The organism is Lutibacter maritimus, assembly GCF_900116115.1.
GTDB classification, from domain to species: Bacteria; Bacteroidota; Bacteroidia; order Flavobacteriales; family Flavobacteriaceae; genus Lutibacter; species Lutibacter maritimus.
On record NZ_FOZP01000001.1, the window covers coordinates 60,267 to 76,255 of the forward strand.

Genomic DNA, 15,989 nt, shown 5'->3' on the forward strand with positions numbered 1-15,989 from the left:
GGTATTTAGAATTAGAAAATCTTTTATAAATTTTATATTTGTAATTCATAGAATATTAAATGAATGGAAGCACTAAGAAAAATTATTGAAAACGCCTGGGAAAACAGAGAATTATTAAAAGATACAGCAACTCAAAGCGCTATACGTGAAGTAGTAAATTTATTAGATGGAGGAACTTTACGTGTTGCCGAACCTATTGAAAATGGTTGGCAAGTAAATGAATGGGTTAAAAAAGCAGTTGTTTTATATTTCCCAATTCAACAAATGGAAACCATTGAAGTTGGAATTTTTGAATATCATGATAAAATTCCTTTGAAAAAAGGGTATAAAGAAAAAGGAGTTCGTGTAGTTCCTCACGCGGTTGCTCGTCACGGATCATATATTTCAGCCGGAACTATTTTAATGCCAAGTTATGTTAATATTGGAGCTTATGTTGATGAAGGCACCATGGTAGATACTTGGGCAACTGTAGGTAGTTGTGCTCAAATTGGTAAAAATGTACACTTAAGCGGTGGTGTTGGAATTGGTGGTGTTTTAGAACCATTACAAGCTGCACCAGTAATTATTGAAGACAATGTTTTTGTAGGTTCACGTTGTATTGTAGTAGAAGGAGTTCGTGTTGAAAAGGAAGCTGTTTTAGGTGCAAATGTGGTTTTAACAATGAGCACTAAAATTATTGATGTAACAGGTGATTCTCCAGTAGAATATAAAGGTGTTGTACCAGCACGTTCTGTAGTAATTCCAGGAAGTTATAAAAAAGTATTTCCAGCAGGAGAATTTTATGTGCCTTGTGCTATGATAATTGGTAAACGTAAAGAAAGTACTGATAAAAAAACATCGTTAAACGATGCACTTAGAGAAAATAGTGTAGCTGTATAACTAAATTTAAATAAAATTTTTAAAAAGCATCACAAAATTGTGATGCTTTTTTTATGTAACTTTTGAAGCATAAGGATGTTACCGCTATGTTAAAAAATAGTATTTTTGTGCATTATAAAAATTTTACATGAACTTTTTACTATATATTTCTTACGATTATGGATTTCCAATTGTTCAGCCTTTGGAAGAAGAAATTTTAAAAAGAGGTCATACTGTAGCTTGGTTTTTAGAATTTGAAGAAAGTAAAAAGAAACTTAAATCAAATCAAAAAATATTAAATACAGTTGTTGAAGTTATTGCTTACAACCCAGATGCTGTTTTGGTGGCTAGTAATGAAGTACCACATTTTTTTCCAGGAATTAAAGTGCAATTATTTCACGGTTTTAGCGTAAATAAACGAAGTGAAAATAAAGGACATTTTAGAATTAGAGGTTTTTTTGATTTGTATTGCACACAAGGTCCATCAACAACAAACAGATTTAAAGAGTTAGAAAAAAAACACAAACATTTTAAAGTTGTTGAAACAGGTTGGTCTAAAGTTGATATTTTGTTTCCAGTTAATGAAAATAATTCCAATCATACACCTACTATATTTTTTGCTTCTACTTTTACCGAAAGACTAAGTATTGCACATGATAATCAGGTTTTTAAGGAATTAGTAAAATTAATTGAAAGTGAAAATTGGAATTGGATTATAAATTTACACCCAAAAATGAATTCTGAAATTGTTAAGAAGTTTCAGGAATTAGAAAAATTTGAAAATGTTACTTATATTCCTTTTTTAGAAAATTTAGAACCGTTAAAAAGAGCAGATGTAATGTTAACAGACACATCTTCAATTATTACCGAGTTTATTATTCAAAAAAAGCCTGTTATTACATTCAAAAACAATCAACCAAAAGAATGTTTTATAAATGTTTTAAATGTTGATGATCTTAAAAAAAGTATTGAATTTGCATTAACGTATCCAACAGAATTAATGCACAAAATAGCATCTTTTGTTAAAGAAGAACATCCATATGCTGATGGGAAATCTAGCAAAAGAGTTATAGATACTGTTGAGGAGTTTGTTAATGAAAATCAAAAAAATCAACTAAAACCAAAACCATTTAATATCATTAGAAAATTAAAAATTAGAAAGAAGTTTGGATTTTTTAATTTTTTTAAAAATAGTTTATGATTAGAAAATTAATACTAAGAATTTTAAAAAATTTAAAGTTTATTCCCAATACATTACTTCTAAAAATTAGACATGAATATTATTGCGGAGAAAAACTTGATTTAAATAACCCCAAAACATTTAATGAAAAAATATGTTGGTTAAAATTGTTTTTTCATGTACCATTATTAACTCAATTAGCCGATAAATACTTAGTAAGATCGTATGTTGAAGAAAAAATTGGAGCAGAATTTTTAAATAAACTTTATAAAGTATATTATAAAGTAGAAGACATTAATTTTGATGAATTACCAAATCAATTTGTTTTAAAAGGTGTTCATGGTAGTAGTTTAAATATTATTGTAAAAGATAAAAGTAAATTAGATATTGAAAAAGCTAAAAAAACCATGCAAAAATGGATGAAGCATTGTCAATATAAAAAAGTAGGTTTAGAATGGGCTTATAAAAATATTCAACCTAAAATTATTGCTGAAAAATTTTTAAAAGAAGAAGGTAAAGAAGTTATAAATGATTATAAGTTTTTTTGTTTTAATGGCGAGCCTAAATTTTTACAAATAGATATTGAACGCGGTATTAAAGATTACAGATGTTTTTATAATTTAAACTGGGAAAAACTACCTTTTACTACCATAAAAAAGGTGTATTTTGAAGAAGAGGTTGAAAAACCTTCAAATTTTGATGAAATGAAAATTTTAGCTAAAAAATTAGCTGATAATTTACCTTTTGCGCGTGTAGATTTTTATTCTGTACAAGGAAAAACGTATTTTGGTGAAATAACCTTTTATCCAGGTGATGGTAAAGAAGAATTTACACCATTTGAATACAATTGTAGTATTGGAGATTATTTAAAGCTACCAGAAATACCTAAACAACAACAAATAATTACTGTTTTTTAAATGAAACAAGAAATAGAAAAAAGTTTAAAAATACTTCAAAAAAAAGAAATTTTATTATACCCAACGGATACAGTTTGGGGAATTGGTTGTGACGCAACTTCAGAAGCAGCAGTTTCAAAAATATATACAATAAAACAACGAGCAGAAAGTAAAAGCCTTATTATTTTGGTTGATGAAATTGAAATGCTACAGCAATATATTCCAACAATTTCTAAAGAAATAATAGCGTTATTATCCAAAACTACCAATCCAACAACTATTATTTATAATAATCCTATAGGTTTAGCAAAAAATGTGGTTGCGCAAGATAATACTGTTGCCATTAGAATTGTTCAAAATGATTTTTGTAAACAACTTATTGCAGCCTTTGGAAAACCAATAGTATCAACTTCGGCAAATATTAGTGGCAACGAAACACCTAAAAGTTTTAAAGAAATAGCATCACCAATTTTGGAGAGCGTAGACTATGTTGTAAATTTGCACCGCGAAGAGCGAAATGAAAAATCATCTACCATACTTAAAGTAGCTGAAAATGGTGAAATTATAGTACTTCGCGCATAATTTATGACTGAAAGTAAAAAGTATATAACCGCAATTGAACATACAATTTTTGAATATATTTCAAAAGCAGCATCCAATTTACAATTAGAAACCTATGTAATTGGAGGTTTTGTACGCGATTTTTTCTTAAAAAGAGGAACGCCTAAAGATATTGATATAGTCGCTATTGGAAGCGGTATTGATTTAGCCAACGAAGTTGCAAAATTATTACCAAATAAGCCTAAAGTTCAGGTATTTAAAACCTACGGAACCGCTATGTTGCGTTTTGACGATATTGAAGTTGAATTTGTTGGAGCCCGAAAAGAATCGTACAATGAAGATAGTAGAAATCCTGTAGTTGAAGATGGAACGTTGGAAGATGATCAAAACAGAAGAGATTTCACCATAAATGCCTTGGCTTTAAGTTTAAATAAAACAGATTTTGGAGCGTTACTTGATCCGTTTAATGGAATGCAAGATTTGGTTGATAAAATTATTAGAACTCCTTTAAATCCCGATATTACTTACTCTGATGATCCTTTGCGAATGATGCGAGCCATTCGTTTTGCAACACAATTAGGTTTTACTATTGAAAAGGATTCATTAGATGCTATTTCTAGAAATGCTGAAAGAATTGATATTATTACTCGTGAACGTATTGTTGATGAATTGAACAAAATTATGCTTTCTGAAGTTCCTTCTGTTGGATTTATTTTGTTGGATGATACCAATTTGTTAGAACGTTTTCTACCAGAATTAACAAATTTAAAAGGAGTAGAAGAGGTTGAAGGACAAAAGCATAAAGATAATTTTTACCATACGTTTGAAGTTGTAGATAATATTTCGAAAAACACAAAAGACCTTTGGTTACGTTGGGCTGCTTTATTACACGATATTGGAAAAGCACCAACAAAAAAGTTTCACAAAACATTAGGTTGGACATTTCACGGGCACGAGTTTGTGGGATCTAAAATGGTGTATAAACTATTTAAAAGATTACGTTTACCAATGAACAACAAAATGAAGTTTGTTCAAAAAATGGTATTATTAAGTTCTCGACCAATTGTATTAGCAACTGAAGTAACGGATTCTGCAGTCAGACGTTTAATTTTTGATGCTGGTGATGATGTAGAAAGTTTAATGACTTTGTGCGAAGCAGATATCACAACTAAAAATCCGAACAGATTTAAAAAGTACCATAAAAACTTTGAAATAGTTAGAAATAAAATTAAAGAAGTTGAAGAGCGCGATCACGTGCGTAATTTTCAACCACCAATTTCAGGTGAATTAATTATGGAAACTTTCAATTTAACACCTTGCAGAGAAATTGGTCAAATTAAAGATGCAATAAAAGAAGCCATTTTAGAAGGAGAAATTCCTAATGAATATGAAGCAGCCTATGAATTTATGCTGAAAAGAGCTAAAAAACTTGGTTTAAAGGTTTAAAGCGATTGCATTTCAACTAATTTTTTATAAATATTATTATTTGCAATTAACTCGCTATGAGTTCCTTGCTCAACAATTTTACCTTTTAATAATACCACAATAATATCCGCTTTTTGAATGGTTGAAAGTCTGTGTGCTATAACAACAGAAGTTCTGTTTTGCATCATTTTTTCTAAGGCATCTTGCACCAATCTTTCAGATTCTGTATCTAACGCAGAGGTTGCTTCATCTAAAATCATTATTGGCGGATTTTTAAGTACAGCACGAGCAATACTTAAACGTTGTTTTTGCCCACCTGATAATTTATTTCCGCTATCTCCAATATTATCTTCGTATCCTTTTGGTAAATCTTTTATAAATTCGTGCGCATTGGCAATTTTTGCAGCAGCTACTATTTCATCATCAGTTTTATTTGTTAAACCTAATAAAATATTATTTTTAATAGTGTCATTAAATAAAATAGAATCTTGAGAAACCAAACCTTGTAAATCTCTTAAAGATTTTTTAGTAATGTCTCTAAGATCAATACCATCAATTTTTATAGTTCCTTCATTTACATCGTAAAAACGGGTTAATAAATTAGCAATGGTGGATTTTCCACTTCCAGATTGTCCAACAAAAGCAACAGTTTTACCTTTAGGAATTTCTAATGAAAAATCTCTTAAAACATATTCATCTTTGTATTTAAATGATACATTTTGTAATGAAATTGCCGAATCAAAACTAGTTTTAACCAATGCATTAGGTTTGTCTGCCAATGGCGATTTAGTTTTTAAAATTTCTAATACACGTTCTGCAGCAGCATCACCTTTTTTAACGCCATAAATTGCTTTTGAAATAGCTTTAGCAGGGGTTAATATGTTATAGGCTAATCCCATATAAACTATAAAAGCATCTGGAGCTAAGGTTTTGTCTACTAGAACTAAAGAGCCACCGTACCATAATAAAATAGCAATTACACCGATACCTAAAAACTCACTTAATGGTGATGCTAAATTTTGACGATTTAATAAAGAGTTTGAAAATTTGTAAAAACGAGAAGTTGATTCTTTAAATTTTGTATTAAAAAAACCTTCAGCATTAAATCCTTTTATAACACGTAAACCACCTAAAGTTTCTTCTAAAATAGATAAAAAATGTCCTTGTTCTTTTTGAACACTATCTGATTGTTTTTTTAATTTTTTCCCAACAAGAGAAATAATAAATCCTGCAATTGGTATAAAAATAAACACAAACAATGTTAATTGTGGACTTAAAGCTAACATTGCAATTACTGTAAAAATAATCATTAATGGTTCTCTAACAATCAATTCTAAAATAGACAAAAAAGAATGTTGAATTTCCAAAACATCAGTTGAAATACGAGCAATGATATCTCCTTTTCTTTTTTCTGAAAAATAGGCTAGAGGTAAGTCAACTGTTTTTTCATACAAATCATTTCTAACATCTTTTAAAACGCCGTTTCTTAAAAAAGTAATGAAATACATGGCTAAATAACCAAAAATATTTTTTAGTAAAAAAGTACTAATTATAATAACAATCATAAAAAGTAACGCTTTTAATTCACCTTCACTATTTACTTTTTGAGTTATAAAATAATTGATGGAATTTTCAATATAATCACCCAGTTTTGCTATTCCATTATAAACTGGTGGTGTAGTAATTTGTTCAGCACTTTTAAATAATACCTTTAACATTGGCATTAAACTAACAAATGCTAATGTGCCAAATAAGGCATAAAAAATGTTACTTATAATGTTAAAAAAACCGTATATTTTATACGGTTTTGCATATACTAATATTTGCCTAAAGTATTTCATTAAATATTTTATAGTTGTTTTTGAATTAGCTTAATTTCATTTCAACAATTATTTGTTGAATTTTAGCATCTAATTCAGCCTCAATTTTTTTAGCATTTTCAATAGTATCCAAACTATCTTTTACACTAAAATAGAATTTTATTTTTGGTTCTGTTCCACTTGGTCTAGCAGCAACTTTTGTTCCATCTTCGGTTTCGTAAATTAATACGTTAGATTTTGGTATTTCAATAGCATTCACTTTTCCAGTTTGCAATTCTGTGCAAGTAGAAGCTTGATAATCAAAGATGTATTTTACTTTAGAACCTCCAATTGCTGTTACTGGATTTTCACGTAAATCTACCATCATTTGTTTAATTTGTTCAGCACCATCCATACCTTTTTTTACAATCGCAATTAAGTGTTCTTTGTAAAAATTATTATCAACATAAATTTGCAATAATTCTTTGTACATAGAACTTCCTTTTGATTTTGCATCTGCAGCGATTTCACATGCTAATAGAGTTGCGGTTACAGCATCTTTATCACGTACAAAATCACCAACCATATATCCAAAACTTTCTTCTCCACCACCAATAAAATCTTGTTTGCCTTCGGCCTCGCGCACCATTTTGGCAATCCATTTAAAGCCTGTTAAACCAACTTTTGTTTCAACACCGTAACTATCAGCAATTTCATTTACCAAGTTTGTTGAAACAATGGTTGAACCAACAAATTGTTTTCCGTTTAATTTACCAGCTTCTTTCCATTTTTTAATTAAGAAATTAGTCATTAAACACATGGTTTGGTTACCATTTAATAATTTCATGTTTCCTTCTAAATCTCTAACAGCAATTCCTAATCTATCGCAATCTGGATCAGTTCCAATTAATATGTCAGCTCCAATTTTATTAGCTAACTCTGTAGCCATTTTTAAAGCAGCAGGTTCTTCAGGATTTGGAGATTTAACCGTTGGAAAATCGCCATTTGGCACTTTTTGTTCTTCAACAATATTTACATCAGTATAACCAGCTCTTTTAAAAGCTTCAGGAATAGCAGTTATTGAAGTTCCGTGCAATGATGTAAATACTATTTTTAAATCTTCTCTACCTTTAGTATTAAACGTTCCGTTTTTTACTGAAGCATCAATAAAAGCATCATCAACATTTTTACCAATTACTTCAATTAAGTTCTCGTTTGCGTTGAATTTAATATCAGCAAAATCTAAATTGATAACTTCATTAATAATTGCACCATCTTGTGGAGGTACAATTTGTCCACCATCATTCCAATATACTTTGTAGCCGTTATATTCTGGTGGATTGTGAGAAGCTGTTAAAACAATACCAGCATCGCAACCTAGATGTTTTACAGAAAATGAGAGTTCTGGAGTAGGACGTAAGTCTTCAAATAAAAATACTTTTATACCATTTGCAGATAATACATCAGCAACAATTTTGGCAAAAGATTTACTATTATGACGACAGTCAAAAGCAATAGCCACTTTTAATTGTTTGTTTGGAAATGTTTGAATTAAATAGTTTGATAAACCTTGTGTGGCTCTACCTAATGTATATTTATTAATTCTATTGGTTCCTGCGCCCATTATTCCTCGCATTCCTCCAGTTCCAAATTCTAAATCTTGATAAAATCTGTCAGCTAATTGATTTTGATCTGTATCAATTAAATGTTTAATTTCTTGTTGAGTTTCTTTATCAAATGTGCTAGATAGCCATTGTTGTGCTTTTTCTAAAATTGTCATATTTAGTAATTTATTATCATCTTTAATAGTACAAAAATAGTGTTATTCATTGTAAAATTATAACACAATTTACTAAATCGTTATAGGTTTATTTGGTTTGAAATGGTATATCTTTTTGTATCAGTCTTTGTTCTTAAAATAATTTCCCCTAAAAAGCCAGCTAAAAAGAACTGTGTACCAATAATCATGGTAACTAAAGCTAGGTAAAATTGAGGTCTATCTGTAATTAATCTACCTGTTGGGTTAAAAAACAGTTTATCTATACCTAAATAAAAGGCAAAACAAAACCCAATAAAAAGCATTAATGTTCCTAATAAACCAAATAAATGCATGGGTCTTTTTCCAAATTTTGATAAAAACCAAATGGTAATTAAATCTAAAAAACCATTGATGAATCTATCCATACCAAATTTAGTGACACCATATTTTCTTGCCTGATGTTCTACAACTTTTTCGCCAATTTTATTAAAACCAGCATTTTTTGCAAGTACAGGAATGTATCTGTGCATTTCACCATTTACATCAACAGCTTTTACAACATCTTTTTTGTAAGCTTTTAAACCACAATTAAAGTCGTGTAATTTTAATCCAGATGTTTTGCGTGCTGCTGCATTAAATAATTTTGAAGGAATATTTTTTCTGATTTTGGAATCGTACCGTTTTTTCTTCCATCCAGAAATTAAATCGTATCCATCCTTTACAATTAAATTATACAGTTCTGGAATTTCATCTGGACTGTCTTGTAAATCGGCATCCATTGTAATAATAACGTTGCCTTTAACTTCTTTAAAACCAGCATTTAAGGCTTGAGATTTTCCGTAGTTTTTTTGAAATTTAATACCTTTTACGTTTGGATTTTTTTGTGATAAGTTTTCAATTACTTCCCAAGAAGTATCGGTACTACCATCATCAATAAAAAGTATTTCATAAGAATAACGATTGGATTGCATAACTTTTGCAATCCAATCGTGTAATTCGGTTAAAGAATCTTCTTCGTTAAGTAGTGGAATAACTACTGATATGTCCATTTAGTATAAAATTTAGTCTACTTCTTCAGTTCTTTTTAAAATAAGACCTTCAATTAAAGAAATAATAAAGCCAAAAAATAAACTTCCAATTATTCCCATTGCAGCTCCAATAAGTGGACTTGAGAATTTTTCTTGCATTTGTCTAGCTCCTTCTAATTGCTCATCGGTCATATTAGGATATTGTTCTAACATTTTTTGTTCACCAACTTTCATCATATTTTCCATAAAGTCAGGTTCAATAAAATTGATAAAAATCTGGTTGTAAATTACTGAAATAATAGCGCCTATTAAAGCAATTCCAAGCCCAATTTTTAAAGCTTCACCTAAGCTTAATAAATTATTATTACCTGCTTTAAAGTTTTTAAGCGCCATAAATATAACTACAGCCATTATAGCAAAACTTATAAGCATTACGCCTATACCTTGGTCGTAGATTTTGCCCATTGCATAAATACCTACAGAAAGAACAATTGATACTACTCCTAATATTAAACCATAGTTTAACATTACTTGTTTTGATGATGATTTTTGGTTTTCCATGATTGTTTGATTTTTTTGATAAACAAATATACTAATACCTATTTAGTATATCTTGTAATTATTAAAATTTATTAATTGTTTAAACTAAATTATTAGTAAACAGAACATTAAAAATGTTACATAAAATTATAAAAAAAATGATTGTGTAAACTAAAAAATGATTGTATTTTTGCGCTGGGCAAGTCCTACACAACCAGCTCCCTTTGAATCCTCCAGGGCGGGAACGCAGCAAAGGTATTAGGTTGTAGCGGTGTGATGTAGGTAGCTTGCCTTTTTTTATGTCTTATATTTAGTGGTACTTCGCTATATCTTTTTAACTTTACATTTTAAAATTTTAATAAAACATGTCTAGAGTAGTTTTAATAACTGGAGGATCTTCTGGAATAGGAAAATCAGTTGGAGAATTTTTAACTAAAAAAGGGTTTGTAGTTTATGGAACTAGTAGAAATCCTAAAAAAATAACAAATCATCCGTTTAAGTTAGTTGCTTTAGATGTTAATTCTGAAGAAAGTATTTTAAATGCTGTAGCTGAAGTTATTATAGCTGAAGGAAAACTAGATATTTTAATAAACAACGCCGGAATGGGAATTACTGGTCCAATTGAAGATACGCCAACTAATGAAATGCGAAAGGTTTTTGATACCAATTTTTTTGGTGCTATCGATGTTATGAAAGCAGTTTTACCGCAAATGAGAAAACAGCAAAGTGGTTTAATTATTAATGTAACTTCTATAGCAGGTTATATGGGATTGCCATTTAGAGGGATTTATTCTGCCACTAAAGGCGCTTTAGAATTGGTTACAGAGGCTGTTAGAATGGAAGTGAAGAATTTTAATATAAAAGTTACTAATGTTGCGCCTGGTGATTTTGCTACCAATATTGCTTCTGGTAGATATCATACACCCGTTTTTGAAAATTCAGCCTATAAAAAAGTATATCAAGAAAATTTAGATTTAATGGATGCACACGTTGATGCTGGGAGTAATCCAATAAAAATGGCAGAAGCAATTTATAAAATTATCAATACTTCTCAACCAAAGGTGCATTATAAAGTAGGCGATTTTATGCAAAAATTTTCCATTGTTTTAAAAAGAATTTTACCCGATAAAATGTATGAAAAGTTATTAATGAATCATTATAAATTATAATCATTTCATTACTTTTGCAAAGAATAAATAATTCAATATTAATTAAATATACAACTAAATGAAATTTTTTATTGATACAGCTAACTTAGAACAAATTAAGGAAGCACAAGCGTTAGGTGTTTTAGATGGTGTTACAACAAACCCATCATTAATGGCTAAAGAAGGAATTACAGGTGCAGATAATATTTTAAGACATTATGTAGACATCTGTAATATTGTTGATGGAGATGTAAGTGCTGAGGTAATTGCAACAGATTTTGCAGGAATGATAAAAGAAGGTGAAGCTTTAGCTGCGTTACATCCTCAAATTGTGGTAAAATTACCTATGATTGCAGATGGTGTAAAAGCATGTAAATATTTTTCGGATAAAGGAATTAGAACCAATGTAACATTAGTGTTTTCAGCAGGTCAAGCTTTATTAGCTGCAAAAGCAGGAGCAACATATGTATCTCCATTTATTGGTCGTTTAGATGATATTTCAACTGACGGTTTACATTTAATTTCTGAAATTAGATTGATTTATGATAACTATGGTTTTGCTACTGAAATTTTGGCAGCTTCAGTTCGTCATACAATGCACGTTATTGACTGTGCTAAAATTGGCGCAGATGTTATGACAGGTCCATTATCATCAATAAAAGGATTGTTAAAACATCCTTTAACAGATAGTGGTTTAGCTCAGTTTTTAGCTGATTACCAAAAAGGAAATTAATTTAAGATTTTAAATAAATAGTATAAAAAAAGGAGTTGCATTTGCAACTCCTTTTTTAAATTAATTTTTTATGAAAGAATTAAACGTTTTCTTTTAATGTCTTTATTTCATCACGTAATTTTGCTGCTACAATAAAATCTAATGCTTTTGCAGCTTCTTCCATTTGTTTCCGTTTTTCTTTAATACGTTTTTCAATTTCTGCTTTAGATAAGTATGCTAAATTTTCTTCAGCTGCCATTTGCACACTATTGTCATAGTTATAAGATGAAACTGTATTTTTTCCTAAGGTATTTTCAATAGATTTTTTAATTTGAGTAGGTGTAATATTGTTTGCTGTATTGTATGCAATTTGTTTTTCACGTCTTCTATTTGTCTCATCAATAGTTAATTGCATACTGTTTGTAATTTTATCAGCATACATAATTGCTTTTCCTTCTACATTTCTTGCAGCTCTACCAATGGTTTGAGTTAACGATCTGTGTGAACGTAAAAAACCTTCTTTATCAGCATCTAAAATTGCAACTAAAGATACTTCAGGTAAATCTAATCCTTCCCGTAATAGATTTACACCAATTAACACATCAAATAAACCTTTTCGTAAATCTTGCATTATTTCAACACGCTCTAAAGTATCAACATCAGAATGTATGTAACGACAGCGAATAGCAATTCTGCTTAAATATTTGGTTAATTCTTCAGCCATACGTTTGGTTAACGTTGTAACCAATGTTCGCTCATCTTTTTCTACTCTTAATTGTATCTCCTCAATTAAATCATCAATTTGATTGAGGCTTGGACGTATTTCAATTTCTGGATCTAATAAACCAGTTGGGCGAATAACTTGTTCAACAAAAATACCTTCTGTTTTTTGTAATTCATAATCTGCTGGTGTTGCACTTACAAAAATTACTTGGTTTTGAATTTCTTCAAACTCTTCAAATTTTAAAGGACGATTATCCATAGCAGCTGGCAATCTAAAACCAAATTCTACTAAATTTTCTTTACGAGATCTATCACCGCCATACATTGCGTGAACTTGTGGAATTGTTACGTGGCTTTCATCAATAACCATTAAATAATCATCAGGAAAGTAATCTAACAAACAGAAAGGTCTTGTTCCTGGATTTCTACCATCTAAATACCGAGAATAATTTTCAATTCCACTACAGTAACCCAATTCTCTAATCATTTCTAAATCAAATTCTGTGCGTTCTTTTAAGCGTTTTGCTTCTAAATGTTTACCTATTTCATTAAAATAGTTAAACTGCTTCATAAGATCTTCTTGAATTGCATATATAGCATTTTGCAGCACATCTGGTGAAGTAACAAATAAATTAGCTGGATAGATAGTTAATTGTTCAAATTTTTCAACTACTTGATTGTTAGTAACATCAAAACTTTCAATTTCTTCAATTTCATCACCAAAAAAATGAATTCTATATGCGTGTTCTCCATAACTTGGATATACAGTGATGGTATCGCCTTTAACTTTAAACGTACCGCTACTTACTTCGGTTTCTGTTCTGGAATACAAACTAGTTACTAATTGATGTAAAAATTTAGTGCGTGGAATTTCCTGATTAACTTCAATATTAATCACATTTTTTTTGAATTCAACAGGATTTCCAATTCCATAAATGCATGAAACTGAAGCTACAACAATAACATCTCTTCTTCCTGAAAGTAGGGCAGAAGATGCGCTAATTCGTAGTTTTTCAATATCTTCATTAATAGATAAATCTTTTTCTATATATGTTCCAGTAACTGGAATGTAAGCTTCTGGTTGATAATAATCATAATAGGAAACAAAATATTCTACTGAATTGTTTGGGAAAAATTGTTTAAACTCTGAATATAATTGCGCTGCTAAGGTTTTGTTATGCGCCAAAACCAATGTTGGTTTTTGAGTTTTTTGAATTAAATTAGCAACAGTAAATGTTTTACCAGAACCTGTAACTCCTAGCAGTGTTTGGTATTTTTCGTGTGAGTTTATTCCAGCAACAAGTTGATTAATTGCTTGAGGCTGGTCTCCAGTTGGTTTAAAATTTGATTCTAATTTAAAATGCATACTGCAAAAATAAACTAAAATTTATAGTTTTTTTTATGTTGCTGTATTTTTAGTTTATATGTTTTAAAAATAGAAATATAAATAAGAAAAAACTACCTTCTGATTAAGCTAAAATGTCCCTTTAAAATTCTACCATCTTCTAATTCAACTCTATACCAATAATCAGTTGAAGGCAAAGGGTTTCCTTTGTAGTAACCATTCCAACCTGGTCCTAACGGATCAAGTATTGCAATTAGTTTACCAAATCTATCAAAAATATAGACATTTGAAGTTGGTTGAAAATCTATTCCAGTTACGTGCCAAGAATCATTGTAACCATCATTATTTGGTGTAAAAAAGTTTGGAATGCCAATTAATGAAATTTCAATTGCAGCTTCTAAACAGTTTTCAGTATCTCTAATTTTTACAAAATGGCGTCCGGCAGGAACATAATCATAAAAACTAATTTCAGAAAAATCTCCATCATCTATAGCAAATTCATAAGTACTTATTGGTAAATTATCGGTATTAATTGTTATTGTGTTATTGTTAGAATTGTCTGTTACAATAATATTTGCTTTGCTGAAGTTTGATAAATTTAAAATTGGTTTACTATTTACTTGTATGCTTTTTGTTTTTATGCAATTATTTCCATTGGAATCAATGGCTGTAACAAAATATAATCCGTCTGTATCAATTGTTAAAGTTACTGATTTTCCAAGTGTTTTACCATTTTCATTTTGCCAAACATAACTGTAATCAGCTAATGGATTTTCTATCCCAATTTCATGAGTATTTGCTAAAAAGCAAAATTCAACAGTATTTTTTAAGTTGAATTGAGGAACGCTATTCACGTTCAAATTAATATGATATCCAATACCAAAGCAACCATTTGATCTATTTTCAATTCTAATAGCAATTTTTTGATTGTGTGGCGATGATAAATTTCGATAATTAGATGGATTAATTTCTTGATTTTTAATTAATGCATCTGTTAAATTTTGATAATAGGTAACTTCTAAATTTAAATTTGAAGAAAACTGAGTTAAAATTTGTTGTGTTGCAGCACTAAAGTTAAAAACAGTAATCCCGTTTGCGTCGTTCCCATCTAAAACATCATCACATTCATTAAAATTAAGTAATAAATTTTGTGGAATTTCAATTGATTCAACTACTAAATTTATTTGAGCAGTTGAAAAGCAATTGGAAGTATTTACAACTCTTGCCCAAACCGTAGGTGCTAAGCTATTTGAAAACGAAGTAGGATTTAAAATTGGATTTGTATTGCTAATAGCATCATTTTCAGAAATATAATAAGTAATATTATTAGAAATTTGGTTTGCTATAAGAGTATTAGCTTCTGTTAAATCAAAATTTTCAATACCATTAAGATTGTCATCGCACATAGTAATTGTTACAGGACTATTTATTTCTGGCAATTGATTTATAGTAATTATTTTAGAATATATAAAGGTATCTGTTCCAAATTTTATGGTTGCTTTAATTGTGTAATTGCCCGAATTTGAAAAAATGTGTGTAGGATTGTATAAAGTAGATGTGTTGTTTATGCCGCTAGCGGTGTCGTTAAAATTCCAAGTTGTTTCTGTAGCTGGAGGTAAGGTTGAAGTTAGTGAAAATTGAGTTTCATCACCAAAACAAAAATTAGAAGCATAAATTTTAATAATAGGTACAACTAAACTTTTTTCTAAGCAATTATTAATGTCTCTAATATAAATTTTATGGTAATCTTCACTTACATTTAAAAATACATTATTGTTTTGATAATTTCCAGAATCTAACGCAAATTGATAATTGCTAGGTGGTAAATTATTAGTTAAAATAGTCAGAGTATTATTATTGGTTGCAATTTCATCAATTAAAACATTGTTAATTGTAAAATTGGGTAAATTATTAATAGGTAAACTGTTTACTTGAATTGATTTAGTTTTAGAGCAATTGTTTGCGTTTGTATCAGTTGCTGTAACGCTATACAAACCAGGTGCATTAATAATAAT

The 15,989-nt window shown here is 29.4% G+C and carries 13 protein-coding genes and 1 other RNA gene; 8 read left to right on the plus strand and 6 right to left on the minus strand.

The features are described 5' to 3' along the window. Nucleotides 1-63: 63 nt before the first annotated feature. The 5 genes from BM335_RS00270 (at nucleotide 64) to BM335_RS00290 (ending at nucleotide 4,941) form a co-directional block, all read left to right on the plus strand. On the plus strand, nucleotides 64-879 hold the full coding sequence (locus BM335_RS00270; protein WP_090221757.1) for a 2,3,4,5-tetrahydropyridine-2,6-dicarboxylate N-succinyltransferase: 816 nt from the start codon (nucleotides 64-66) through the stop codon (nucleotides 877-879). Nucleotides 880-1,006: 127 nt separating this feature from the next. Beyond that, a complete protein-coding gene (locus BM335_RS00275) occupies nucleotides 1,007-2,059 on the plus strand; it encodes a UDP-N-acetylglucosamine 2-epimerase (RefSeq protein WP_090221760.1) in 1,053 nt (350 codons plus the stop codon). Beyond that, complete coding sequence (locus BM335_RS00280; RefSeq protein WP_090221762.1) at nucleotides 2,056-2,955, plus strand: ATP-grasp fold amidoligase family protein; 900 nt, start codon at nucleotides 2,056-2,058, stop codon at nucleotides 2,953-2,955. The genes BM335_RS00275 and BM335_RS00280 overlap by 4 nt, the downstream gene beginning before the upstream one ends. Next, on the plus strand, nucleotides 2,956-3,516 hold the full coding sequence (locus BM335_RS00285; protein WP_090221764.1) for an L-threonylcarbamoyladenylate synthase: 561 nt from the start codon (nucleotides 2,956-2,958) through the stop codon (nucleotides 3,514-3,516). It abuts the gene before it with no gap. A gap of 3 nt (nucleotides 3,517-3,519) precedes the next feature. Then, nucleotides 3,520-4,941: a CCA tRNA nucleotidyltransferase gene (locus BM335_RS00290; protein ID WP_090221767.1), complete on the plus strand. Its 1,422-nt coding sequence runs from the start codon at nucleotides 3,520-3,522 to the stop codon at nucleotides 4,939-4,941. Here BM335_RS00290 and BM335_RS00295 read toward each other — a convergent pair. The 4 genes from BM335_RS00295 to BM335_RS00310 all read right to left on the minus strand — a co-directional run bounded on the left by BM335_RS00295 (nucleotide 4,938) and on the right by BM335_RS00310 (nucleotide 10,067). Next, on the minus strand, nucleotides 4,938-6,761 hold the full coding sequence (locus BM335_RS00295; protein ID WP_090221769.1) for an ABC transporter ATP-binding protein: 1,824 nt from the start codon (nucleotides 6,759-6,761) through the stop codon (nucleotides 4,938-4,940). The genes BM335_RS00290 and BM335_RS00295 overlap by 4 nt on opposite strands. A gap of 25 nt (nucleotides 6,762-6,786) precedes the next feature. Next, nucleotides 6,787-8,499 carry a phospho-sugar mutase gene (locus BM335_RS00300; RefSeq protein WP_090221773.1) on the minus strand — a complete coding sequence of 571 codons (1,713 nt, stop codon included), beginning with the start codon at nucleotides 8,497-8,499 and terminating at the stop codon, nucleotides 6,787-6,789. Nucleotides 8,500-8,579: 80 nt separating this feature from the next. Beyond that, the gene (locus BM335_RS00305) at nucleotides 8,580-9,527 is read right to left on the minus strand and encodes a glycosyltransferase family 2 protein (RefSeq protein ID WP_090221774.1); all 948 of its coding nucleotides are present in this window, start codon (nucleotides 9,525-9,527) and stop codon (nucleotides 8,580-8,582) included. A gap of 12 nt (nucleotides 9,528-9,539) precedes the next feature. Then, nucleotides 9,540-10,067, minus strand: coding sequence for a DUF4199 domain-containing protein (locus BM335_RS00310; protein WP_090221776.1), 528 nt, complete (start codon nucleotides 10,065-10,067; stop codon nucleotides 9,540-9,542). Between the two features lie 176 nt (nucleotides 10,068-10,243). Here BM335_RS00310 and ffs point away from each other — a divergent pair. From ffs to fsa, 3 genes are all read left to right on the plus strand, one after another. After that, nucleotides 10,244-10,342, plus strand: an RNA gene (ffs, locus tag BM335_RS00315) — signal recognition particle sRNA small type. 69 nt (nucleotides 10,343-10,411) lie between these two features. After that, a complete protein-coding gene (locus tag BM335_RS00320) occupies nucleotides 10,412-11,215 on the plus strand; it encodes an SDR family oxidoreductase (protein ID WP_090221778.1) in 804 nt (267 codons plus the stop codon). Between the two features lie 58 nt (nucleotides 11,216-11,273). Beyond that, a complete protein-coding gene (gene fsa / locus BM335_RS00325; protein ID WP_090221782.1) occupies nucleotides 11,274-11,927 on the plus strand; it encodes a fructose-6-phosphate aldolase in 654 nt (217 codons plus the stop codon). A gap of 79 nt (nucleotides 11,928-12,006) precedes the next feature. On the opposite strand, the gene uvrB is transcribed toward fsa, so the two are convergent. Then, nucleotides 12,007-13,995 carry an excinuclease ABC subunit UvrB gene (gene uvrB / locus BM335_RS00330; RefSeq protein WP_090221785.1) on the minus strand — a complete coding sequence of 663 codons (1,989 nt, stop codon included), beginning with the start codon at nucleotides 13,993-13,995 and terminating at the stop codon, nucleotides 12,007-12,009. 92 nt (nucleotides 13,996-14,087) lie between these two features. Then, the coding region (locus BM335_RS00335) for a T9SS type B sorting domain-containing protein (protein ID WP_177219115.1) at nucleotides 14,088-15,989 on the minus strand (1,902 nt) is incomplete at its 5' end.

Bases quoted from the DNA above. Each gene is read 5' to 3' on its own strand.
- BM335_RS00290 (WP_090221767.1), top strand. From the start codon at position 3,520: ATGACTGAAAGTAAAAAGTATATAACCGCAATTGAACATACAATTTTT.
- BM335_RS00270 (WP_090221757.1), top strand. From the start codon at position 64: ATGGAAGCACTAAGAAAAATTATTGAAAACGCCTGGGAAAACAGAGAA.
- BM335_RS00320 (WP_090221778.1), top strand. From the start codon at position 10,412: ATGTCTAGAGTAGTTTTAATAACTGGAGGATCTTCTGGAATAGGAAAA.
- BM335_RS00305 (WP_090221774.1), bottom strand. From the start codon at position 9,527: ATGGACATATCAGTAGTTATTCCACTACTTAACGAAGAAGATTCTTTA.
- uvrB (WP_090221785.1), bottom strand. From the start codon at position 13,995: ATGCATTTTAAATTAGAATCAAATTTTAAACCAACTGGAGACCAGCCT.
- BM335_RS00295 (WP_090221769.1), bottom strand. From the start codon at position 6,761: ATGAAATACTTTAGGCAAATATTAGTATATGCAAAACCGTATAAAATA.
- BM335_RS00275 (WP_090221760.1), top strand. From the start codon at position 1,007: ATGAACTTTTTACTATATATTTCTTACGATTATGGATTTCCAATTGTT.
- BM335_RS00280 (WP_090221762.1), top strand. From the start codon at position 2,056: ATGATTAGAAAATTAATACTAAGAATTTTAAAAAATTTAAAGTTTATT.
- BM335_RS00285 (WP_090221764.1), top strand. From the start codon at position 2,956: ATGAAACAAGAAATAGAAAAAAGTTTAAAAATACTTCAAAAAAAAGAA.
- BM335_RS00300 (WP_090221773.1), bottom strand. From the start codon at position 8,499: ATGACAATTTTAGAAAAAGCACAACAATGGCTATCTAGCACATTTGAT.
- fsa (WP_090221782.1), top strand. From the start codon at position 11,274: ATGAAATTTTTTATTGATACAGCTAACTTAGAACAAATTAAGGAAGCA.
- BM335_RS00310 (WP_090221776.1), bottom strand. From the start codon at position 10,067: ATGGAAAACCAAAAATCATCATCAAAACAAGTAATGTTAAACTATGGT.